Here is a 23,919-nt window from a genome sequence, read left to right on the forward strand (position 1 = left end):
TGGCGTAATATAGTGCGCATTTTGCTGGTTAAGCTCATGCTCTAGCCCCCTGAATCCAGGTTGAATGGAGCACTTTGCGTTTAGCGAATAGCTAGCGAATCACGTGGTACAAGAGGCGAGCACGTATGCTTAACTCCATCTGCATCATGCGGCTGTCTGCGTTAGGTGATGTAACGCACGTTATACCGGTTGTAAAAAGCTTGCAGGCTCAGGTGCCTGATATTGAGATCACCTGGGTGGTCGGCAAGTTGGAAGCCAGGTTGATCGGTGACCTACCGGGTGTGGAATTCATCGTCTTTGATAAAAAATCGGGGCTTGAAGGCTACAAAGCGTTACGCCGTGCCATGCGAGGAAGGCATTTCGATGCGCTTCTGCATATGCAGGTCTCTTTTCGCGCCAATCTTGCCGCGGCATTGATCCCGGCGACCATCAAGATTGGCTACGATAAGGCGCGTAGTAAGGATCTCCACAGCCTTTTCATCAATCGACGTATTGCTGCCAACGCCGAACAACACGTCCGCGACTGTCTGGCCAGCTTTCTCGAACCCCTTGGGCTGAAGTCGGCGCCTCCTGACTGGCATATTCCATTGAAAGATGCAGATTATTCGCTGGCTCGCGAATACCTCGCGCATGACCGGATAAACCTTGTTATCAGCCCCTGTGCCAGCCATGTCCTTCGCAATTGGTCATCACAACGGTACGCGGCGCTGGCTGACTACGCGGTCGCCGCACATGGTGCTAACGTCATTCTGGTGGGCAGCCCGGCAGACTTCGAGAAGGACGTTTGTCGCGATATTGAGGAATCAATGAAAGAAAGGGTCATGAATATCTGTGGGCAGGATACCCTCAAACAATTGGCGGCACTTCTTGAGCGAGCGGACCTGCTTGTCTCGCCTGATACCGGGCCTGCCCACATCGCCAATGCCATGGGAACCGATGTGCTGGGTCTTTATGCTGCCAGCAATCCTGATCGATCCGGCCCTTACAGCTCTTTAACATGGTGTGTAAACCGCTATCCTGATGCATTGCGCACGTTTACGGGTAAGACGGTTGCACAGGCTCGCTGGGGAGCAAAAGCGGAATTCGAGGGTGCCATGGACATGATTTCGGTTGATGATGCCACCGACATGTTGGACAGATGGGTGGCACAACGTATTAATCAACAAAAAAATGAAATATCAATGGGTTGAGCTGTAATCCTGATACGATTTCTCTTCAACAAATCGCGATCCCAGCAGCAGGTTTACCTCTTTTTTGATGGCCGCACGTCGATCATTGGTAAAATAGACAGAGCGCGCAAGGGATATAAAATGGGGGCCGAAATCCTGCTTTGCCTCCTGGGCACGGATATCGTCCTCAATGTCCCAAAGCTCTTCGTTGACGGCTTTCAATTGAACACGCAAGTCTGCAATGAGTGATGGATCCTGAATCTCGTGCTCCCATATACGATTCAAAGCGTCCAGTTCCAGGCGCACGTTGCTGACTTTTTCAGCGTTCTTGATACGCTCGGCTTTAATTTCCAATATCGTGATCTTGTCGAGCACTTCACCGAACGATAGCGGTACTTCGATAGTGTCCTTCATAGAAACCCTTTGGATGAATATTGATAGCATGCACAGTGTAATTTAATGGCGTCAGGTATGCTTCCCTACAGTGGTAAGCCTGTCACGCGGAGGAAGCTCTTTGATACTCGAACCTTTGTAAGCTTCGGTACTCTAAACACTGTGATTTTCTCATAACCCTAGGAATATCCTGATATGTCATTATTGCCTGTTGTCCTGGCGGGAGGAGCGGGATCGAGATTATGGCCATTGTCACGGCAATTGTATCCCAAGCAGTTCCTGTCACTCGATGGCGGGCTCACCATGCTACAAAAGACGCTGGGGCGTCTTGACGGGCTTGATACACAAGCACCCATTGTCATATGTAATGAAGAACATCGTTTTCTCGTGGCAGAGCAATTACGTCAAATTGACGTGTGCGACGGTCAGTTGTTGTTGGAACCGGTTGGTCGTAATACGGCGCCCGCGATTGCTTTGGCGGCTATCGCGGCTACCCAAGACGGTGATGACCCTTTATTGCTTGTGTTGGCGGCTGATCACCTGGTGCAGGATATCGCGCCTTTCCATGACAGTATCAAGAAGGCGCAGTCGCTCGCAGAGCGCGATTATTTGGTTACCTTCGGTGTCGTGCCCACCTCTCCTGAAACGGGGTACGGCTATATCCATCAGGGGGCTGCGTTGGGGCCAGGCTTTAGTGTCCGGCGCTTCGTCGAAAAGCCGGATGCGGTGACGGCCACTGGCTACGTGGAAAGTGGTGAATACTTGTGGAATAGCGGCATGTTCCTGTTTCGAGCGAGCCGCTACCTGGAGGAGCTTGAACGCTTCTACCCCGATATGCTGCATGCTTGTCATCAGGCGATGGCGCGTACAGAGAAAGACCTGGATTTCACGCGTGTCGATAAGAGCGCCTTTGCCCAATGTGAGGACATATCGGTCGATTATGCCGTGATGGAGAAAACGCAGCATGCCGCCGTCGTGCCCTTGTCGGCACGCTGGAGTGATCTAGGTGCCTGGTCGTCCATATGGGAGTTAAGCGATAAGTGCGAGGCAGGTAACAGCTATCATGGTGATGTTATCCAGGAGGATACCCGCAATACCATGCTGCGTTCCGAGAGCCGCTTGGTGGCCGCGATAGGCCTTGAAGACCTCGTCATTATCGAAACCAAGGATGCGGTATTAGTCGCTGATAGGCATAAGACGCAAGACGTTAAAAAAATTGTCGAGCGACTCAAGTCTGAAGGTCGTGACGAGTTCAAAAATCATCGCGTTGTCTATCGTCCCTGGGGGCGCTACGAATCGGTCGATAGAGGCCAGCGTTATCAGGTCAAACGTATTACGGTGAACCCTGGTGCCAAGCTCTCGGTACAGATGCATCATCATCGGGCAGAGCACTGGATAGTGGTATCCGGCACGGCGGAAGTCACTAATGGGGAGTCCACCTCCCTTGTATTCGAAAATGAATCGACTTACATCCCCATCGGCCAGGTTCACGCGCTGAAAAATCCCGGCACGCTGCCTCTCGAACTAATAGAGGTGCAGTCCGGCAGCTACCTGGGCGAAGACGATATTGTCCGCTTCGAGGATCAATACGGCCGCGTTTGATCAACCCGCAGCGCGATATCCTTGAAGAATAGCGGAGATCGACAAGGTGGAATCAAACTTGTGTATGGATCTCTCAAGCCTCTTCAGATTGGCGTTCTGCCACTTCCCCGGTTGGCGTAACCGACAGCGGTCCAGGTCAATCAACCATGGTGCGCCGCTGTTATCGACCAGAATATTGCGGGCATTCAGATCGACATGATCAAGCTTTGCCTGGTGAAAACGTCGAATCATGGCGCCTATGCGTTGCAAGAGTGCTTCATCCGCCAAGTGGTTGACGATCAATTCGGCTAACGCTTTGGCACCGGTGATGCGTTGAGTGATCAAGGCGGCTTCGTAGCTGAGCCCATGGCGAGCCACGCAGGTGGCGACAGGACGCGGAACAGGTAAACCCTGCTCGAACAAGTTGGCCGTGAGGCGCATTTCGCAAAAGCCGCGGGTGCGTTCAGCACCTACCCAGAAATAGCGTTTTTGGCTTAGTTTGGCGACTAAACCGCCTCGCCGGTATGGGCGTAAAACCCATTGCTCTCCAGGGGTGGCCTGTAAAAAAAGGCTGCTGCCCCGGCCAGGGGCTTCGCCGATCACTAAATCGCGGGATCGCCAGTATTCAGCGCTGAACAGTGCGGGATCGGGTTGGTGAGATATGCCAGCGTCACATAAACTGTCTGCATCATGTAAAATGTGACTATTTTTTTGCCGGAGTGCCGCTAAGCGCATGGAGCCCTCTCTGCCTGATCAACCTAACCATATTGCGATTCTGCGCCTCTCTGCGTTAGGAGACGTCTGCAACCTTGTGCCCACCGTGCGAGCGTTGCAGCGCCAGTGGCCACAAGCGCGCATTACCTGGATCATCGGCAAAGGGGAATATAGTCTACTGGCCGGCCTGTCCGGGGTCGAGTTTGTTGTGTATGACAAATCGACGGGGTTCAAGGGGATGCGTGCCCTATGGTGTGAGCTCGCGGATACGCGCTTTGATGTGCTTTTGCATATGCAGCAAGCCATTCGTGCGAGTGTTTTATCGCTTGGGCTGAAGGCCAAGGTGCGTGTGGGCTACGACAAGGCGCGGGCCAAAGATGCCCAGCACCGATTTACCCAGCTGCATATTGCGCCCAGGACCAACCCTCATGTACTGGAATCCTTCATGGATTTCGCGCGTTTGATGGGTGTCGAAGATGGCCCCTTGGAGTGGAATTTGCCGGTGCCCGCTGCTGCTTACGATGAAGCGCGTTTGATCAGCGGTGAAGCGCCTTATCTGGTGATTAATCCATGCAGTAACGTGCGGCTCCGCAATTTTCGTAACTGGTCGGTGGAAGGGTACGCAAGCGTCGTTGAATATGCGTGGGTACAGCACGGCCTGAAAAGCGTGTTGACAGGAGGAGGCAGTTCCCTTGAGCGCGAGGTCGGTGAGCAAATTGAAGCGCTCTGTCAGCCAGGCAGCGTGATCAATGCCATTGGCCAAACGTCGTTAAAAGGTCTTTTAGCGTTAATTGATGGCGCGCGCGCAGTAGTTTCGCCGGATACCGGCCCTGCGCACATGTCCAACGCCATGGGGACGCCGACACTAGGGCTTTACGCGACGACTAATCCCCAACGTGCGGCGCCCTATCTGTGGCGTGATTTTGCCGTTAATGCCTACCCGGAGGCGCTGCACACCTACCTGCAAAAATTGGTGGAAGAGGTAAGCTGGGGGCAGCGCGTTCGCCACGCCGACGCCATGGCACTCATCAAAACCGATGACGTCATCGCCAAGTTAGAGGCACTGCTGACCTATACGGCGGCGCGTTCAACAACAGGAACCACGGATGAAAGTTGATTTAAACGCCTTGGAGTATGCCCGCGTTCTTGTGGTGGGCGATGTGATGTTAGACCGCTACTGGCACGGTGGCACCTCGCGCATATCGCCGGAAGCGCCTGTGCCGGTGGTACGCGTCGAGGATGCGGATGACCGTCCCGGCGGGGCGGCGAACGTTGCGTTGAATATTGCGGCGTTGGGGGCACAGGTCGGCCTCGCTGGGCTGGTGGGCGCTGATGAAAATGCTGAGCTGCTTTCGAGTCAATTGTCTGCCGCAAATGTAAGCACTCACTTTCAGCACAGCGCAGAGATACCAACGATTACCAAGTTACGGGTCATGAGTCGCAACCAACAGTTGCTGCGTCTGGACTTCGAGGAGCGTCTGGACGGTGTCGATACCACGGATTTGTTGGCTCATGTGGAGCAGGCGCTTCCCGATTGCGACGTGATGATTCTTTCTGACTACGGCAAGGGCACGTTGAATCAGGTTGAGAAGCTGATCTCATTGGCGCGTGCCCAGGGGAAAAGGGTATTGGTTGATCCCAAGGGCGGCGATTTCAGCAAATACCGCGGTGCCAGCCTGATAACGCCGAATTTGACGGAGTTTGAAGCGATTGTCGGCCCGTGTAGCACGGATGCCGAGCTCTCGCAGCGTGGCGAAGCACTGCGCGTTGACCTTGAGCTGGACGCGCTATTAATCACACGCAGCGAAAAAGGCATGACGCTGATTTGGGAAGGGCATGAACCGCTGCATTTACCCACCCGTGCCCAGGAAGTTTTTGATGTGACGGGTGCTGGCGATACAGTGATTGGCCTGATGGGGCTGGCAATGGCGGCAAATCATGAACTGCCCGAGGCCATGATGCTGGCCAATCTGGGGGCAGGGCTGGTAGTGGCCAAGCCGGGTACAGCCACGCTGTCGATTGCCGAGCTTTACACTGCCCTGCACGGCGATAAGCTCGCTGAATTCGGGGTGATTGAGCCAACCCAGCTGGTTGATGCTGTGCGCGCTGCCCAAGTGCGGGGCGAGCGCGTGGTCATGACCAACGGCTGTTTCGATATTTTGCATGCGGGCCACGTGGCTTATCTCGAACAGGCAAAACGGTTGGGGGATCGGTTGATTGTGGCAGTCAATGACGATGCCTCCATCGGCCGCCTGAAAGGCCCAACGCGGCCAATCAATCCACTCCATCGCCGTATGCAGGTGCTGGCCGGATTGGGCGCGGTGGATTGGGTCGTCCCCTTCAGCGATGACACCCCTCAAGCGCTTATCGAAACGGTACTACCGGATATTCTCGTCAAAGGCGGCGACTATCGCCCGGAAGACATTGCCGGGGGTAAAGCGGTGATTGCCAACGGCGGTGAGGTGAAAGTACTGGGCTTTGAAGATGGTGTTTCGACGACGGCGATGATCAGCTCAATTCTGGATCGTGAGCGCTAATGGCGGCACCTATCTGGCCTCGGCTGGCTTACTCAACGGCCCTGTATGCCCTGTCGCCGCTGATCATGTGGCGCATCTGGCGAGAGCAAGTGCCCACTTACTCGCGCCTGCAGCGCCTTGGTATGTGCCTTGGCACGCTGCCGCCAGCACCACGCCTTTGGCTGCACTGCGCCTCGGTGGGTGAAGTGCGCGCCGCCCGCCCCCTGATAGACGGCTTGCTGACCCGCTATCCCCAGCACAGCCTGCTGCTCACTACCATGACCGCAACGGGCGCCCAGCAGGCACAGGCACTCATCCATGAGCAACCTGAAAGCGATCAAAGACGCCTTGCCCACCGCTTTCTGCCGCTGGACTACCCAGGCGCGGCCAAGCGGTTTGTCGCACGGGTAAAACCCGCGATGGCGCTGCTGTTTGAAACCGAACTGTGGCCCAACCTGCTACACGCCTGTCGTCGCCAGGCAGTGCCCGTCGCGGTGGTCAACGGCCGTTTATCGCCCCGCGCCTACCAACGTTATCGACGCTTGCGACCCTTGATGACCATTGCCCTGGCTAACGTTGGCTGGCTGGCAGCCAAGTCATCGGAAGATGCGGAGCGCTTTAACGCGCTGGGATGCCCCGCTGAGGTAACCAGCGTGGTGGGGTCGCTGAAATTTGAAATGTCCCTACAAGATGAGGCTCGCAGAGAAGGTGAGTACTTACATCGTGAGTGGGGTGAGCGCCCAGTATGGGTAGCGGGTTCTACCCGTGATGGTGAAGAGACGCTATTGCTTCAGGCGCATTCTCAGTTGCGTAGACGCCATTCAAACGCGCTTTTGGTACTGGCGCCGCGCCATCCCCAGCGATTTGATGAGGTTGCCTACCTGTGTCGCGATGAACGCTGGTTGTTCAGTCGTCGCAGCGAGAAGCAGCCCGTAACGGAGCAGACGCAGGTCTACCTGGCGGATACGCTGGGGGAGCTGGCGGTGCTCTATGCGGCGGGCAATGTGGCTTATGTGGGGGGCAGTTTAGTGCCGCTGGGCGGCCAAAACGTGCTGGAACCTGCTGCTCTGGGCAGGCCCGTGCTTAGCGGGCCCTCGATCGAAAATTTTAGCGACGTGGCCGAGCCGCTGTTAGCTGCCGGAGCGCTTGCTCTGGTGGATAGCCCCGACGCCCTCGCAGAGGCGCTGATTGATTATTTTGATCATCCCGGTGATGCACAGCAAAAAGGCCAAGCCGCCCTGGCGGTTATCCAGGCCCAGCAGGGCGCTCTCAAACGTACGCTGGACGGGCTTGGTGAGCTTGTACCGCCCTCTTTGGTGGTCTCTTCGGATTAGCCCTTGCTGGGTTGCAGCATAAACGTCTGGTAGGTCAACTGCTCGAACTCGTGGTCCAGCACCGCCAAGCCAACCAAGGTGGTGAAAAGCAGCGATAGTGCGTACCCGTAACCGTAGAAGACCGGGCCCAGTAGTTGGCTGAGTAGCGTGAGTATCAGGTTGCTCAACAAGAAGAGCAGGCAGAGCCATAATGCCGGTTTGAGTCGGTCGAGATAGAACAGCACGTTCAGGATGGCCATCAGCAGTACTTGGATTCCCACGGCCACAATATCGATATTAAACAGTGGCAAGTACCAGTGGGAAAAACCCAGCCAGGAAAATAATAGCGGACCACTGAGTAACAGCCCGGCCACTGTGATGCCCTGTACTTTGAAAATATCGTAGATACCGTGACGAACGCTGGCGACCATTTCGCCGCGCAGTGTCTCGATATGCCCCAGTGTATCCCCGCCCCGAATAGCGTCGTAATAGGCATGGCACCGCTCGGCAAAGTCGGTTTCCATGCGCATGATGAACACTGCCATGCCCGGCACGATGGAAAGATAGGCCAGAAAGATGGGCAGGTCGTAAATCGGCGAGGCGCGCAGCGGGCCAATAATGGGCTCGGAGGTGGCCGGGTTGAACCAGAACACCAGCTTGTCCGCCCAAATACCGGCCTGATAGAACAGCCCGATGGCGATCAACGAACGCTGGCACTGCCCGGCACGATGCAACTCGAAATCCCAGAGTCGATCACTGGGGTAATGGCGAATCACCATGGCCAGCAGCATGAAAAGTAGCAGGCTTTGGCCGATCACAAAGCCACCCAGCAGGCCCTCAAGCCCGTAATCTTTGAGCAGTACACCGCCAATAAACGTGGCCCCATAGCCGCACGCAAATGCCAGCAGCACCTGCCGATAAGCTTTGACCCCCGCGACAAACACGGTGACGCACCAGATCATGCACAGCGCCACAAAGCTGACCAGCATTTCCAGTTGATAGAGCCAGGGTGTCTGTCCGAAGGTCCACCACAGCAGAGCGCTACCGACGGCGGCGGCTATAAGCATGACCAGTGTCAGCAGCCCCATCACGTTGGGCAGGATCGTGACATCGCGCTTTTCAAACAGCCGGTCGGCAACAAAGCGAGTAAACAACAACTGCACCAGTGACGTCAGCAGCAGAGATCCGGCGACGAGCCAGGTGACAGATACTAGAAACGCTGTCACATGCGTGGTGTTGGAAGGGTTTGCTGCCGCAGATAAGATGCCCAGCGCCATGACCGCCAGAATGGACAGCACCCATGGGCCTGAGCTGATCAATCCCGCATAGCCATAAGCACGCAACAGGCTGAAATAGCTATCCTGACGTAGCAACCGCCGCAGTTCAAAACCAATGCCGGCCATCTATATGATCTCCCAACGCCAAGGGGTTAACGTGCGGCTAATGTTGATAGTGGGCAGCCTGCGGGTGCCGATGAATCGCTGGCGGCTAAAGAGGGCTGCATGACATCTTTATACAGTTGCTGATAACGCTCCATCATTAAAATGTCGGTGTACTGGGCCTCAACGCGGGCAATACCTGTGGCGCGTGCGCTGTGCCATGCCGCCGGGTTGGCAAGCAGATAATGCATGGCACTGGCCGTCGCCATGGGGTTGGCGATTGGTACGATTTCTCCTGCCGCCTGGTGAATATCCTGATTGCCCATGACCAGTTCGCGGCAGGCACCGACATCGCTGCACACCACGGGTACGCCAGCTGCCAGGGCTTCAAGCACCACCAGCGGCTGCGCTTCGCTAATTGAGGTCAGCACCACCAAGCGCACCTGGGCGAGAATGTCTTCGGTGCGCTGAAAGCCCAGAAATCTGACGTTCTTTTCCACACCGAGTTGTGCCACCAGGTCGCGGCACTCCTGAGCATAGATCGGGTCCTCGCTATCCGGACCCACGATCCAACCCTCGGCGTCAGGCAATTGGCTGACCAACTGGCGCATAGCGCGGATGAACGTCTTGATATCCTTGATCGGCGTGACGCGACCCAGTAACGCCACAATCGGGGCCTGGTTATCCGCGGTGGCATCGCGCAATGGTGCAAAACGCTCAATGTGAATGCCGTTGGGGATCAGTCGGGTACGTGCTTCAGATGCCCCATCCTGCAATTGACGCAAACGGTTGCCTTCATGGAGCGTGGTGATTTGCGCGGCACTGGCGTAGGCCATTCGGCCAAGCCCCTGGAAAAAACGGATCCACATCTGGCGAATATAGCCGGTATCGATCTGAAAGCCGTGGGACAGCGCATCGCGTGATGTTTTAATCCATTTGGCTTCAAGCAGGTCAATTTGACGCTCTTTGGTATAGATACCGTGCTCGGTGATCACTAATGGCCGCTGGTGAATATGGTGCGCCAGCGCGCCTAAAAAACCCGCATAGCCGGTCGAGATGGCGTGCAGGCAGCGGCTTTTTGGCAAGTCATTGGCAATTTTCGCCAGCATGAAGAGCGGCGCATGAATATTGCGCACTGACCAAAAGTAATCAATGAACGAAGGTTCTGTGGCATGTTCAAGGTAGTGATCGACGATGTATTGCCAGGCTTCCTGACTGTGGAGAAAGTCTTCCTGGTTTAAGCCTCCGCGCTGGCCGATCATCCGGGCAACGTCGCACAGCGCTCGCTGCTGGTCACTGGCCGCTGGTTGACGCAACGTTTCGTGAAGTTCGCGGACCTTGGCAAAGGTGCTGGCGCGCCCCCGGCTGGCTTTGACGGCGATATGTGCGGGTAAAGCCTCCATTAAGTAGTGGCACTCTAAATGCACCACATTTGCGGGGCGTTCAAACAAGATGCCGTCGTAATGGTCGCGGCTTCCACCCAGAAAAACCAGTGCAAAACGAAGCTGGGGCAGGCCACGGATCAGCTGGTCCACCCAGGCACTTACCCCTCCCCGCACCATGGGATAGGTACCTTCCAGCAGCAAGGTGACATCCGCGGGGGCGTCGCGCTGCTCAAGTCTCGGCCAACTCATCGCCAATACTCCGCTATAGGGCGTAACACCGGGTGCCGCTGGGCCGTAGCGCTCAGTCGTGACAATTGGTCACGCAGCATAGGGTAGTGATGGGTTTGAAAGGCCTGTTCGGCGCGATACGGCGCGAGATCGTCGTCATGCATGCCGAGCAATTCACATTGGCGAAAGGCGGCTTCAGCACTTTGATAATCTTTCAAAGCGAGACATATACGGCCGCGCAATAGCTGCCGGTCAGCGCGATTGGCATGGCCAATTGCCTGATTAATGTAGTCAAGAGCGCGGGCTGAATAGAACCCTGCCGTACTGCCTTGAGCGAGCGTCAGATAGTCATATTCCCAGTGGAGAACGGCCAACGCTTCGGCGTAATGCCCACGTGGGTCACCATCGCGCTCACGTTGCTGGACAAGCTGCTGGATACGCTCGTCTACCTCGCGTTCGATGCCGCTGAGCATCGAATAGGCCAGCAGCCTTACGTCATCGGTCGGATCAGCCAAGCCTATACGAAGCAGGTTTACCGCCTGACGCCGAGGCAGATGGCGACAGGCCAGAATGGCTTCCTGGCGTAGCGCTAGGCTATCGGAATAACTCAGTACACTGGCCAAGCCTTCGCGCATGGCCGTGGTGTCAGGGCTGGGCGGCGAGAGCGGTTGGTAGGGCAGAGGGGGGAAATCCAACGCCTGCCAGGGCACGTCTCGTTTGGGGGCGGCGCGATACAGTGCGGGTACCACGGCTAGTGATAAACCCAGTAAGCCAATACCTGGCAACAAAAAAAACAGTAAAAACAGCAGAAGAATGCACCCCAAGGCGGGCTGTTGGTAGTCGGCAGGCAATAGTTGTCGGATACCTTCCGCCATCAGTAGTGCCCCAGCCCCATGGAGCAAAATGATGTGTAGCGAAGGTGCCGCTGCCGTGGCCCACCATAAAGACACGGCCCAGGCGTCAGCCCCAAGGCCGACGACCAGCCAGGGTAAGCCGGCTGCCAAACGTCTTGCAGGACTATGCATGAGCATGGCTAACCTCGGGGCGAGACTTGGCCAAGAGCAGTTTTTTGGCCGACCGACGACCGTCAATCACCTGGCAGCTGATAACAATGTGTTGGCAGGCTTCACCGATACCCGGCTGTGCGGCCATTGTTTCTTTTAACCGCTCGGCATAAATCGTAAAGGCGCCCTGCTTGGTTAGCGGCAGCAGCACGTAGAGTCGCTGCGAATGGTCACTTTTTTGAGTGACCCAGCTACGGTCGAGGCCGCGTTGCTCGCTGACAATACTATCGATGGCGGAGGTTATCTGGATATCGCTGAGCTGGGCTGAGAAATCAATGGCGATTAGCAGTGAGGTCAGTTGATGGTCGCGGGCGTGTCGAACCCATTGGGCGACGAGGGCGCGATGGTCAGTGCTTTCTCCCTGCAGTGTGTGTTGGGCCTGTTGCAACAGATCACCCAACTGGGCTCCCAATACGGCCAGCAGGTGTAAGTGGCCACGATGAAAATCGATGAAGGGCATGGCGGTGATCGCCACGACAGCGTAGATACGTTGCTCGATATCAATGAGCGGTACGACGGCAAGCAGCGGTGCGGCATCAATGTTAATACCCTGATCCATGGCGCTTTTCAGGCAGATCATGCGGCGCTGTTCAAGACAGGCTAACAGCATTGGGTCATGCCATGAGAGAGCTATCTCGCCGCCGAACCAGATGGCAGACTGTGGCTGTAATTGCTGTTGGCGACTCACGGGTATCAACGCTGCCTGTTGGACCCGGGCATGTAGCGCCAGGAAACTCAGCAGTTCGCTGCCGTGTTGCCTGAGCATATCGCCTCCAGGCGTCAGCGCCCGATATTTTGCTTCCAAGGCTTTCAGGGCATCGCGCAGAGTGAAGGGATTGGCCGCCAGGCGTTCTGCCAGTTGGTCGTGGGAAACGCGCAGTAGCTGATAGTGGCGGATAAATTCCTCCAGTCGCATCGACTGCGCGCGGTGGACAACCGTCATTTGCTGTAAACGCCGGCGCCAGGTATCGGCCATTTCACCTGCCACCATGCCTACCAATATCAGCGCGATGGCAACCGGCAGACGCTGTGACGCGTCGCTGAGCAGATCACCGTGGTACCACCAACCCTCGAAACCCATCAGCATGACGCTAACCAAACCACTACTGAAACCCAGCGCGAAGCCGTATCGCATGCCCACCAGCAAGGGGGCGATTGCCAATAACCAGGTTAAGCCACTGCCCAGTAGCAGGGGGTCATCGGGGTTGATCAGCCAGCCGATAACTGGAAACGCGAGGGTGATCGCGCAGGCCTCTAGCAGGCGTAAACCACGGGAGGGCAGGGTCGGCTGAAGTTCATCAATAGATGGGGTCATGTTGGCCTCACTGCTGTACCGGCAGGGTGTCGACGAGATCCGCCATCAGTTTCTGCGCCACGCCGCTGGTGGTACTGAAGCCCCAACCCGTGCGTGCGCCGCTGGCGCTCCATAAAATAGTCCCGGTGTTAACATCGACTACGCGCAAACTAATGCCGATAGCGGGCTCGCCATCCAAACCGGCTTTGTATTGCCACTCATCTACCGACCCCGTCACCCCATAGCGCACTCCTTGCTGCTGAGCCCAATCCAGCGACGCCTGGTAGTCCTGCTCACTGGGCAGCGCCAAGAAGTTTTGCTGGGTCGGACGAGGTGCCTGGCTCAGGGAGCTAATGCCTCGCTGATGCAAAAGCGTTATCAGGCTGGCCTCGGCCTTTTGCCCTGCCAGCGGCGTTTCAGAATGGTTGGCAAGCGGCAGTAATGCCCATTGCGCCTGGCGGCTTAGCGGCTCTGTTCGGTGAACGTCCGTGACCGCGCAGCCACTGAGTAATATCACGCCAACAACCAGCGCAAGTTGTGCTAAATGTCGAATACGCATCGCTGTATCTCCAGGGCGCCAGCTTGGCGCCTCAAACAGTGGTCAGGGTAACGGCGTTGCCGTTTTGTCGCCCGTGGCATGGTCAGTGCCCCAGGAAGTATTGATACGTCAGTGAAACGCCAAGGTTGGTGTCGCCATCATTCCCCGTTCCCTGGTCAGCCTCGATGCTCAGGCTGAGTGAATCGTTGCCGAAAAGTCGGCTACCCAAGGCAAAACGGGCGTTAAGGCCGATATCTTTTTCGGGTAACTGATAGCCCGCTTCCAAGGCCACCTCGAAACTCGGCGAAGCCTGCAAAGGTGAAATGCTGGTCGGGTCCCCGCGTCGCAGTGCAACGCCGACCCCGACAAAGCTCGATTGATCGGAGAGCAAGTCATCAGCTTGAAAATTGGCGGGTAGCCGCTGGCGGATATCATCAGGCAGCCGATCGATGGAATAGTCGGCATGATTGGCCAACAAGCTGAGATCCAGCTGGCGCGTGGCCCCTTTCAGCAACGCATGGCGCAGTTCGGCGTCCACCCGATAGCCATCGCCCAATGTATGCCGGGTTTCGCGGCTGCGTAGATTCACGTGGCTAGCGTCCAGCTTCAGGGTGTCTCGGGCGGTAGGGGTCCATTCCAGTCGCGCACCGACCTGGTCTTCGACGGCTAGCAGCCGCAGGGAGTCGTTGATATCAGACACGTGGCTTATTTCGCCGTATAGTGTGCCGGCCAGGCGTGAGGTGGCCTGCCAGCGTTGGGATACGCCACCGTAAATCCGGTTATGACGGTCAGTGTTTAGCTGGCCCAGCGATAGCTCGGTATCAAGGCGCGGGCCGTTCCTGCCCAGCGTCAGTTCAGCGGCTTGTTCATCGCGAATGCCTTGGCTATCGACAGTGTCATCCTGGCTGTCTAGACGACGCTGCACCAGTTCAAGCTGGCCCCATAGGCGCTCTCCGCTCCGCTGATACAACACGCCTTGTGAGGCGATATCCAGGTCGCCCAAGCGTCGATATTCAGCGGAAGTGGCCAGTCGGTGAGGCATGTCGGCGGCTAATTCGACGACATCCCGACGTCGGTCCATCCCGGAGGCGGTGAGCTGTTCGGCGAGCGTCCAGGCTGCTTGTCGACGGTCAAGCTGGCGCATGATCGCTAAGCGGTCGGTGGCAGATAGTGCGCGACCCGCATCGCTATCCGGCAACTGTTTCAGCGTGTCGCGATCGTTCTTCTCCAAGGCCACGGCCAGTGTTTGCCAGGCGGGGCTGACATACCCTTGTGACTGCGCGCGGAGCAATAGATAGCGGGCGTGAATGGGCTGCTGCATGACCATGTGTGCACCGAACAGCCACTCACTATCACTGAGCTTGGGGGGTGTATCCGCAAAGGCATTTGTCACGACCTGGTGGTACCAGCCGCGCACGCTGTCAGGGCCATTCTGATCGGCTACCAGTGCCATGGCCTGGGTGTGATCACGACGTTGCGCTTCGTTCATAGGCGCCGTTAGCGATGAGCTGAACGTTGGGGAAAGCTCTTCGAAGGCGGCTAAGCGCATGTTAAATGCTAGCGCTTCTTCACCGCGCTGACTGAGGGCGTCGGCGTGATAGAGTTGCTGCCATGCATCCAGTACGCCCGCGTCACTGGCCAAGCCATACCAGACAAGCGCTTGATCAAGATTGCCTAAAAAACGTTGGGCGTCGGCCATGGCGCTCATCATGCCGGGGGTTTGAGCGGCCTGCTCCTGCCACTCTGTGAGGCGCTCTCGCAATATCGCTTCATTGCCTGAAGCGATGAGCGCGTAGAGCATGCCGGCGCGCAGGCTTGGGTCCTGAGGTGAGCGTTCCAACGCCCGTTGGTAAGCGTCGACCGATTCGTCAGGTTCTTGCTGAAGCAGTGCCTGCTGGGCCACCACGGCCCAATAATCCGACGATTGCTCGAATGTGTCAGGGGCCTGTTCCGCCATGGCAAGCAGCGCCTGGGACAAGGCCGGATTGCGGTCGCGCTGAGCCAGATAGAACATTTGGATCAGGGCATCGCCATCGCGCGCCTGTGACCAGCGGTGCTCGGTTACCCGCATGGCAAGGTCGAGGTTGTCGTTATCGCCAGCCATTTGGATGAGCCTAGAGGCGCCTTCGGCGTCCAGGGCATCCTGCTCAAAAAGGGCACGATAGGCGGCCAAACTGGCTAGGCGATCGCCCAACTGCCAGGCAAGCTCGGCGCGTTGCTTGTCATTGTTGGTGCCTGAGCTAATGCCGTTTGTGGGCGGGCCTAATAGTTGCAGGGCACTGTCCAGCTGCCAGTTTTGATTCATCAACTGGTGCTGGGCCTGGATAAAATCAGGCTGCGACCCGTAGCGGGCACTGAGGGCTGCCCAACTGTCAGCCGCTTCATCCAGGCGTCCGGTCTGTTCAAGCCAGGTGGCCAGGCGAACGCCTAACGCTTGATCGTGAATGCCGGCCGCCTGCCAAGCTTGAATCTGCGCAATCGCGGCGTCGGGGTCACCCAATTCTTCAAGCAGGTCGGCCCATAAGCGGCGGTCTTCAAGCGTCAGCTGGCCTTGGCTTTCCAGGCGGCTCAGGGCGCCTATGGCCGCAGACCGCTCTCGGACACTAAGTGCCAACGAAATGACCCAGCGATTATGGCGTTCCTCGCCGGTTTGGCGAGCAAGTTGCTCAGCATTTTGCAGTGCGCGAGCGGCATCGCCGGACCACTGCAGGGTTTGGGTCAGTTGCTCCAGGTAAGCGTCATTGTCGGGGGCTTGGCGGCGCAGCTGATTGAGTGCTTCCAGAGCGCTGGCTAATTCGTTGAGGCCCAGCGCGATGCTCACATGGCGTTCCAGGTTTGCAATGTCCGGTTGTTGTTCAATCAACCGCTGCGACCAGCCAAGTGCCTGCTGAGGCTGGTTGTGGGCAAGTGCGAGGCGAATACCCAGGTCGAGCAGTTCGCGGTCGTTGGGAAACGCGGCGAGGTATTCGCGGGCATATTCGACACCATCACCCCGCTGGCTCTGTTGGGCAGCGCGCAAGGCCTCCAGCGCCGCTGCCCGACGCGGTGATTCGGCGCTATCCTCGCCTTGGGCGTGCGCTGGGGCAATCAGCCAGGAAAGCCAGCCCAGAGTCACCCTGGGGGTTTCCGCGACCCGATAAGCGCGGTGCCATGCGGCGGCCGAGCGCTCGGGATAGCCGGCACGTAGCCACCAATAACCGGCCAGTGACAGCCAATGATACTGACGGTCAATTTGCTGATCAGCGAGACGCTCGTAAATCGTGGCAGCCTGTGAGGGATGCTCGATGGCGAGCCAATAGTCCGCCATGCGCTCCAGATACTCTGCAGGCAGGCGGGTGTTGGTTTGAAACGTCTGGAGAAGCGCCTGAAACTGCTGAATGGCTTGCTTACGGCCTGGCTGTTCTGGCGTGATCGCCGCAAGCAATTGCCACTCAATGGATAGCCGTAACCATTGAATCGCCATGTCGTCGGCGTCTTGCAGTGGCATCAGGATGGAACGGGCAAGCGGCGCGTCGCCCACTTGGAGCAGTTTGCTTGCCAGGTTGACGCGCAGCTCAACGTTATCAGGGTTGGCATTGAGCAGCGCCTGGGAGTAGAGCAGTGAAATACGACTCGGCATGCTGTCGCTGCTTTCAAGTGTCAGCAGGTGGTGGGCAGGAAACAGCAGCACCAGCATAAGTGCAATGGCCAATGCCATCAGGCGCAGCGTCAACGGGCGGATCAATCGCCGTTGGCGCAGCACGGTGGTCGCTTTGGGGTTAGCGCGTTGCACAACGCACCTCGATACGCTCAGCATCAGCGCGGTTAAAGGCTAGCTGGATGACGTTCTCGCGCTGATCAATGCGCGCCCCAGGCGCCGAGACTTGGCAGTTTTGCACGGCGGCAAGTTCAACCTTCAAGGGCACTTTTTCGGAGGCAAGGCCAAAGCTGAGCTGCCCGGGCGAGCTTGCGTGCCAATCAGTGATACGCCCGTTGGCATAGCGGAGGTGGGGTTTTTGCGGTTGACTAGTCGTTGTGTAGAGCGTGGCACTTCCGTCGCCCGAGAGTGCGATATAGCGACCGGCAGAAATGTCGCGAACGCCTGCAATACCGTCAGAGCGCTCAAGGTCAGGCCAGCCCAGGTCCGTGGGTAGCCGTAGGGTGCGCATGTGGTTAGCCCCTTTGATCTGCCAGCCGCCGTCCAATCGCCTCGCGATACCGGTGTGGTACCACTGGGTAGCAACGTCGCTCCAGGCGCTTGTGTAAAGCGGCAATGTCTCCTGGGTGAGTACATACTCATATACTTGGTGGAGTGCACGTAGTGCCCCAGGGCTTGCAGCAGAGTAAAAGTGATAGTAGATATCGATGGGCTTCAAACGCCGGGGCAGGTCGGTCAACTGATAGGTCTCGATTGCCCGTCGGTAGCCCCATAGTGGGCCTAACATGTTGTTGGTATACACATTCTCATTGATCTGTGGAGCGTAAACCTGAAGGTAGCGGCCCAGCGGGCGCAACATGGGGGATACCTTGGTCATGGTCGGGTTGCTTTGGGTTACGCTTGTGTTGCCACCATTAATGTTGCGCAGCCCCAGTTCATCGGCAATCGCCAAGGCTTTTTCAGGCGGCAGGGCATTACCTGTCCACAGAACGACTTTGACCGGTTTATCCGCGGGTGCCAGCTCACGGTTGATATAGTCGCTCGACCCCTCGATTTCGCGTCGTAGTGAGAAGCGGTAGCCGGGAATCGGCAGGTTGTAATTGAAATTGGCAAGGGTCTGGCCTTGGCCGGACAGGTCGTTCTCCTGGAGGCTTTCCCACTCGAAAGGATGGCTAAAGGTGTGCGTTGCCACCTCGACCCAGGGCAGGCTGAAAATACGTCGCGCTAGCGGTTCTAACGTCGCACGAAGCCCGGGGTAGAGGCCCTCAGGGCCAATTTCCCCTTCGATGATTGACACCGTAGTCGGCACTTGGTAGCGCCTTAAAATGTCGGATAGCATCAGCTCGCCGGTGAAGGGCGTGCCGGGCATGTCGGCGCGGCTAACGAAGGCATCACCGTCAATCTGGGTCATCCAGTAGCGGGCGCCATTTTCGGTGGTGGCGTCGGGAATCGGCATTTCGGGTAGTGCCAGAGCGCGCTGTAAAAACTTGAAGGGGTCAAGGTTCCAGCGAAATTGCGTTTCACTTGCCTGCTCGAAAATCCACGGGTAGCTTGCAAGGCCGCCCCATGGTCCGGTGAGAATTGGTGAAAAGCGTCGTTGCCGGTCATCGCTCAGCGTAAGATGCGAGGTGATGGCGCTGTCGAGTATCTGGTAGCTGGTTTGCGGCGCGGGAGAAGGGTGAGGAAATCCCTCGAAATCGACCAGGTCATCATGTTCCAGCGGTGTTAACGAAGAAGCCGCCAGACCGCTGACTTCACGTACCCCCATCAAACTGCCCAGCGAACCCGTTAGGGGTACGCCTGGGTCACCGACGATGACCGCACGCAGGCCATTTTCCATTTGGTGCTGCAGCCAGGGAGCATAGTGCGGGGCATCCATTAGCGACTCATTAAACCATGTGACCACGCCGGCGTAGCGGCCATGCAAGATGTCGCTGGGTAACGGCTCGTTGACATCGCGATACTCGGCACCGTAGCCAAGATACTCAAGGGGCATGGCCAGATAACGGTGGGCGTTGGTATACGCTAACTCGCCAGCTTCCGTTTTGGCTTTATCAAACAAGATCAACACGCGTCGCGGCATGGCCTCGATCAGCCCGACGCCCATCTGATTGAGATGCGGCACACTGACCCAGGGAATAAATCCTTCGGCGTGAATGCGTTCGGCGGTAGCACGCGCTAACGAACGGTTATTGGCGGGGACGTAATCGATGGCAATGGCGGGTAATTGATACGCATCTTTTACCTTCGAAAGTTGAGCATACAGCCACTCCTGGTCATCGGCAGGCACCTCGCCGTAGACCTTGGTGCTGGGGTTCCAGCCGCGATAAAGTGATTCTGCTGCTACCCCATCCACATCGTGGTGAACGCGGTCGAGGATTTCAAAGCCGCGGTTCAGTACCAGTCGCATATCCGGAAACTGGCGCTTGATCCGGGTAATGATGTCTACCAGTGCATCTTGCTGGCGCCCGGCGGCGTCTCCATCGGGGGCGAAGAGACGATAGCTATCCAAGGTGTCGAGAAACAGTCCCCGGTAGCCCGCCTCCCATAAAGGCCGCACGTGCTCCTCGATTAACCACTGTTGCCATTCTGGGGCGGTCAGGTCGGCAACCTGGCTATTCCAGGCATCGTTGCGGGTGACAAATGCGTGTTCAGCAATCGGTGTATTAGTCTCCCGCCATGCATCAAGCTCGCCAATGCTTACATAGGCAAAAAGCTGACCCCCATGCTGGTTGAGTCGCCGCGCCTGCTCTTGATCAATATTTGCCGCCTCGACAACAATCCAGTCGAACTGCGAGAGCAACTCCGTAGGGGCGTCATTACCGTAATAAAAAGCAACGCTGGGCTGGTCGGACGCGGGAGCCGCCTGTACCAGAGCACTGATGACCATACTCAGCGCCAATAACCAGCCACGGAAAATAAAGTTAGCCACAGCATCACCTTTAATCGGGATTGACCATTCACACAACGCGCTTATCAAGCATTCGCTGTTAGCGGGTAGCCCGTCTCGTTGGCTATCGTTTGGCGGTACTCCTGAACGAGTTCGCTCAGGCCTTCGCTCAGCGTCCATTGCGGGGTCAGCGATAGCCATTCGGCCAGCCGCTGAGTGTCCCCGTAAGAATGTTGAATATCTTCTGCCTTGGCGGGTAGATGCTGGGTAGGTAATGAGCATCCGGTGAATTGGTTCAGAAGATCGATAAGCTCGAGCAGATTAATCCGCTGACCAGTCGCTACGTTGCAAATGCCACATTGCTCGCTGAACAGCGCGGCAAGGTTGGCGCGGGCCACATCGCCGACATAGATAAAATCGCGTGATTGCTGACCATCGCCAAAGACGATGGGTGCTTGATCAGCAAGCAGTCTGTCGATAAAGCGTGCCACAACCCCGGCATAGGGTGATTGCGGATCTTGGCGTGGGCCATAAACATTAAAGTACCTCAGCCCCAGGCTGGGTAAACCGTGCAAACTGTTTAAAAGGGTCGCGTAGCGTTCATCCACCCATTTTTCCAGCCCATAAGGTGACAATGGTTGCAAACATGACGCTTCGGTTAGCGGCAGCTGTGCTGGCGCTCCGTATACGGCCGCTGACGATGCATAAACAAGCTTGGTAACCTTTGCCTGGGCCGCCGCTTGCATCACGTTAAGCGCCCCTAGGATGTTATGTGTGGCAGAGTCGTAAGGGTCCTCGACCGAGCGTGGAACGGATACCTGAGCGGCTAAATGCAGGCAGTGAGTGACCCCTTGCATCGCTGAGAAGACATCGTCTTGGGACCGGATATCACCGCGCACCACGTCGAGTTGTTCGTGTGTAGGAAGATTGACCCGGCGGCCAGTTGAAAAATTATCGAGTACGCGTACCGAGTAGCCGTATGCCAGAAGCAAATCAACCGTATGCGAGCCAATAAAGCCAGCCCCACCCGTTACCAAGACGCATTGATCATTGTGATCCATCATGGCATTCCCCTTCCCCTTATTGGCTGATAACACCTTTGCCGCAAGGTGTTAGCCAGCGCTTATTTTTGAAACATTTTGTATCTTTATGTTTAATTATAATTACAATTATATGCAATAGTCGGGCGAGTGAATTTGCTCACTTTCAAAGCATGCTTTTACTCATACTCTTGGCCCGGGTGGCGAGGTGGCGAGGTGGGAAGGGGGCAGTGAGTCATTTTTGTCCCATAAAACAAAGGCCAGCGTAAAAGCTGGCCTGAGAAAAGTGAAAGCTGACGAGTCTTTAGCGTAGCGCTATCCGCTCAACGCCCTCCGGGTTGCCCAATAGCAGGATGTCGGCTCCCCGGGCGGCAAATAAGCCGTTGGTGACCACGCCCACGATGGCGTTAAGTGTGGCTTCCATGGCGACTGGGTCGTCGATCATGAACTCATAGCAGTCGATAATCTGGTTGCCGTTGTCGGTGACCACGCCTTGCCGGTATACCGGTTCGGCACCCAGAGTGACGAGCTGGCGCGCAACGTAGGAGCGGGCCATGGGAATGACTTCCACCGGTAACGGAAAGTGACCAAGCTGGCTGACATATTTGGATTGGTCGGCAATGCAAATGAAACGCTCGGCGCAGGCCGCCACGATTTTTTCCCGGGTGAGTGCGGCCCCGCCGCCTTTGATCATCTGTAAGTGAGCGTTCACTTCGTCAGCGCCATCGATATAAAAGGGCAAAGTACCAACGCTATTGAGTTCGAACACCTCGATGCCCAATGCTTCCAGGCGTTTGGCACTGGCCTCAGAGCTTGCCACCGCCCCCTTGAACTGATCACGTAGCGGCTTTAAGCGGTCGATAAACAGGTTGGCTGTCGAGCCGGTGCCGATGCCCAGCACGGTGTCTTTTTCCAGCCAGGGTTCAATTTCACTGATCGCTTTATCGGCGACGGCGGCCTTGAGTTCGTCTTGGGTCATGGTATGCCTTTTCGCTGGGAAGGTTGGGCTCATTGCCCATTATAACGGCGTAAACGCGGTCTGCCGATCAAAACGCCGCTGGACGGCGAACGGCGTAATCTGCTACCAATAGAGGCTTTCCCCGTGCCCGTCAGGGTTATGTTCTTTCTTGGAATTTTCCGCATGCTTGAAGCTACCGTCAAAAAGATTCTCCAGGCCCACGTTTACGAAGCCGCTTGTGAAACGCCCATTTCGCCCGCCCCCTTTTTGTCGCGTCGTTTCAATAACCAGATTTTAATCAAGCGCGAAGACCTGCAGCCGGTTTTCTCGTTCAAGATTCGCGGGGCCTACAACAAAATGGCCCAGCTCAGCGAAGAACAGAAAGCCAAAGGCGTGATTGCCGCCTCGGCGGGTAACCATGCCCAGGGGCTTGCCATGGCCGCCAAATTGATGGGCGTCAAAGCGGTGATCGTGATGCCGCGGATTACCCCCGAGATCAAAGTGCAGGCGGTACGCGCTCGGGGCGCCAAGGTTATCCTCAAGGGAGATGCCTTTGCTGCCGCCGCCGAGCACGCCCAGGAACTGATCAAGGAGCACGGCTATACCTATATTCCGCCCTTCGATGATATTGACGTTGTCGCCGGCCAGGGCACTATCGCGGTGGAAATTCTGCGCCAGCAGGCGGGGCGTCTCGACGCTATCTTCGTGCCGGTGGGTGGTGGCGGCCTGATTGCCGGGATTGCTGCTTACGTTAAATACCTGCGTCCGGACATCAAGGTGATAGGTGTTGAATCCGAGGACAGTGCCTGCCTGAAAGCGGCACTAGAAGCCGGTGAGCGGGTGGTGCTGGACCAAGTGGGTGTTTTTGCCGAAGGTGTCGCCGTGGCGCAGATTGGCGAAGTGCCCTTCTCGCTGGTGAAAGATATTATCGACGATGTGATTACTGTCACCGCTGATGAAATGTGCGCTGCTGTCAAAGATATCTTTGAAGATACTCGTGCCGTCGCGGAAACCTCGGGCGCGCTGTCGCTGGCGGGGCTGAAAAAGTATGTCCAGCAAACCGGCGCAGAAGGTGAAACCCTGCTGTGCATCAATTCCGGCGCCAACACCAACTTTGACCGTCTACAGCATATTGCCGAGCGGACCGAGCTTGGCGAGCAGCGGGAGGCGATTCTGGCGGTGACGATTGCCGAAAAGCCAGGCAGCTTTAAAAAGTTCTGCCGCACGCTTGGCAAGCGCATGGTGACGGAATTTAGCTACCGCTATGCGGATAACAGCGAGGCGCATATTTTTGTCGGGGTACAGGTCAAACCTGGCGGTGAGGATCGCCAGTCAGTTATCGACAAGCTTCAGGAGGCGGGTTATCAGGTCGAGGACCTGACCGACAACGAGCTTGCGAAATTGCACATTCGCCACTTGAGCGGCGGGCGCCCCAGCGAGCATTTTGAAGAAGAACTGTATCGTTTTGAATTTCCTGAGCGGCCGGGGGCGCTAATGAACTTTCTCACCCAACTGCCCCATGATTGGAATATCTCGCTGTTTCATTATCGGAACCATGGTGCCGCTTATGGCCGTGTCCTGGTGGGCATGCAGGTACCTAACGGTGACCGCTCGCATGTTGCCGAGCATCTGGACGCGATTGGCTACCGCTATTGGCGGGAAAGCGATAACCCCGCCTACCGGCTGTTCATGGCTTGATCTTGCGCCGCCATATTTGTGAGCGGTTACTCACAGCGCAGGCCAGCGTGAGTCAGTTTGTTAAGAAACAGTGTGCGTTTATTTTTTAATGTCATATTGCTGTTTTAGCCGTTGTCAACGAT

General features: G+C 56.8%; 17 protein-coding genes. 6 read left to right on the forward strand and 11 right to left on the reverse strand.

The genetic code is table 11. The features are described from left to right. The first annotated feature begins 125 nt into the window (after window positions 1-125). The gene (locus tag HXW73_RS00085; RefSeq protein WP_186254354.1) at window positions 126-1,190 is read left to right on the forward strand and encodes a glycosyltransferase family 9 protein; all 1,065 of its coding nucleotides are present in this window, start codon (window positions 126-128) and stop codon (window positions 1,188-1,190) included. Here the strand turns inward: HXW73_RS00085 and HXW73_RS00090 are convergent. Then, on the reverse strand, window positions 1,179-1,583 hold the full coding sequence (locus HXW73_RS00090; protein ID WP_186254355.1) for a DUF6165 family protein: 405 nt from the start codon (window positions 1,581-1,583) through the stop codon (window positions 1,179-1,181). The genes HXW73_RS00085 and HXW73_RS00090 overlap by 12 nt on opposite strands. A 174-nt stretch (window positions 1,584-1,757) precedes the next feature. Here HXW73_RS00090 and HXW73_RS00095 point away from each other — a divergent pair, with 174 nt between their 5' ends. Beyond that, complete coding sequence (locus HXW73_RS00095; protein WP_186254356.1) at window positions 1,758-3,164, forward strand: mannose-1-phosphate guanylyltransferase/mannose-6-phosphate isomerase; 1,407 nt, start codon at window positions 1,758-1,760, stop codon at window positions 3,162-3,164. On the opposite strand, the gene HXW73_RS00100 is transcribed toward HXW73_RS00095, so the two are convergent. Then, window positions 3,165-3,878, reverse strand: a complete 714-nt coding sequence (locus HXW73_RS00100; protein ID WP_186254357.1) for a 3-deoxy-D-manno-octulosonic acid kinase — start codon at window positions 3,876-3,878, stop codon at window positions 3,165-3,167. Here HXW73_RS00100 and HXW73_RS00105 point away from each other — a divergent pair. The 3 genes from HXW73_RS00105 to waaA are packed head-to-tail and all read left to right on the forward strand — an operon-like array spanning window position 3,877 to window position 7,707. Next, entirely contained in the window at window positions 3,877-4,974 is a 1,098-nt protein-coding gene (locus tag HXW73_RS00105; RefSeq protein ID WP_186254358.1) for a glycosyltransferase family 9 protein, read from the forward strand. The genes HXW73_RS00100 and HXW73_RS00105 overlap by 2 nt on opposite strands. After that, window positions 4,964-6,394 (forward strand): bifunctional D-glycero-beta-D-manno-heptose-7-phosphate kinase/D-glycero-beta-D-manno-heptose 1-phosphate adenylyltransferase HldE, encoded by a 1,431-nt coding sequence (hldE, locus tag HXW73_RS00110; protein ID WP_186254359.1) that lies wholly within the window; start codon window positions 4,964-4,966, stop codon window positions 6,392-6,394. The genes HXW73_RS00105 and hldE overlap by 11 nt, the downstream gene beginning before the upstream one ends. Next, complete coding sequence (gene waaA / locus HXW73_RS00115) at window positions 6,394-7,707, forward strand: lipid IV(A) 3-deoxy-D-manno-octulosonic acid transferase (RefSeq protein ID WP_186254360.1); 1,314 nt, start codon at window positions 6,394-6,396, stop codon at window positions 7,705-7,707. Before hldE ends, waaA begins: the two co-directional genes overlap by 1 nt. On the opposite strand, the gene pelG is transcribed toward waaA, so the two are convergent. From pelG to rpiA, 9 genes are all read right to left on the reverse strand, one after another. Continuing rightward, complete coding sequence (gene pelG / locus HXW73_RS00120; RefSeq protein ID WP_186254361.1) at window positions 7,704-9,089, reverse strand: exopolysaccharide Pel transporter PelG; 1,386 nt, start codon at window positions 9,087-9,089, stop codon at window positions 7,704-7,706. The genes waaA and pelG overlap by 4 nt on opposite strands. A gap of 26 nt (window positions 9,090-9,115) precedes the next feature. Next, window positions 9,116-10,699, reverse strand: a complete 1,584-nt coding sequence (gene pelF / locus HXW73_RS00125) for a GT4 family glycosyltransferase PelF (RefSeq protein WP_186254362.1) — start codon at window positions 10,697-10,699, stop codon at window positions 9,116-9,118. Continuing rightward, a complete protein-coding gene (locus HXW73_RS00130) occupies window positions 10,696-11,709 on the reverse strand; it encodes a hypothetical protein (RefSeq protein ID WP_186254363.1) in 1,014 nt (337 codons plus the stop codon). Before HXW73_RS00130 ends, pelF begins: the two co-directional genes overlap by 4 nt. After that, entirely contained in the window at window positions 11,696-13,057 is a 1,362-nt protein-coding gene (locus tag HXW73_RS00135) for a PelD GGDEF domain-containing protein (protein ID WP_186254364.1), read from the reverse strand. Before HXW73_RS00135 ends, HXW73_RS00130 begins: the two co-directional genes overlap by 14 nt. Before the next feature lie 7 nt (window positions 13,058-13,064). After that, complete coding sequence (locus HXW73_RS00140) at window positions 13,065-13,595, reverse strand: hypothetical protein (RefSeq protein ID WP_186254365.1); 531 nt, start codon at window positions 13,593-13,595, stop codon at window positions 13,065-13,067. A gap of 82 nt (window positions 13,596-13,677) precedes the next feature. Continuing rightward, window positions 13,678-17,346, reverse strand: a complete 3,669-nt coding sequence (locus tag HXW73_RS00145) for a tetratricopeptide repeat protein (protein ID WP_186254366.1) — start codon at window positions 17,344-17,346, stop codon at window positions 13,678-13,680. Next, a complete protein-coding gene (locus tag HXW73_RS00150) occupies window positions 17,333-20,143 on the reverse strand; it encodes a bifunctional glycoside hydrolase 114/ polysaccharide deacetylase family protein (RefSeq protein ID WP_240538676.1) in 2,811 nt (936 codons plus the stop codon). The genes HXW73_RS00145 and HXW73_RS00150 overlap by 14 nt, the downstream gene beginning before the upstream one ends. 44 nt (window positions 20,144-20,187) lie before the next feature. Then, window positions 20,188-21,165 carry an NAD-dependent epimerase/dehydratase family protein gene (locus tag HXW73_RS00155; RefSeq protein ID WP_240538677.1) on the reverse strand — a complete coding sequence of 326 codons (978 nt, stop codon included), beginning with the start codon at window positions 21,163-21,165 and terminating at the stop codon, window positions 20,188-20,190. Window positions 21,166-21,445: 280 nt separating this feature from the next. Continuing rightward, window positions 21,446-22,120 carry a ribose-5-phosphate isomerase RpiA gene (rpiA, locus tag HXW73_RS00160; protein WP_186254367.1) on the reverse strand — a complete coding sequence of 225 codons (675 nt, stop codon included), beginning with the start codon at window positions 22,118-22,120 and terminating at the stop codon, window positions 21,446-21,448. A gap of 162 nt (window positions 22,121-22,282) precedes the next feature. Here rpiA and ilvA point away from each other — a divergent pair, with 162 nt between their 5' ends. Beyond that, on the forward strand, window positions 22,283-23,797 hold the full coding sequence (ilvA, locus tag HXW73_RS00165; RefSeq protein WP_186254368.1) for a threonine ammonia-lyase, biosynthetic: 1,515 nt from the start codon (window positions 22,283-22,285) through the stop codon (window positions 23,795-23,797). Window positions 23,798-23,919 lie beyond the last annotated feature (122 nt).

Source organism: Halomonas sp. SH5A2, from assembly GCF_014263395.1.
Classification (GTDB): Bacteria; Pseudomonadota; Gammaproteobacteria; order Pseudomonadales; family Halomonadaceae; genus Vreelandella.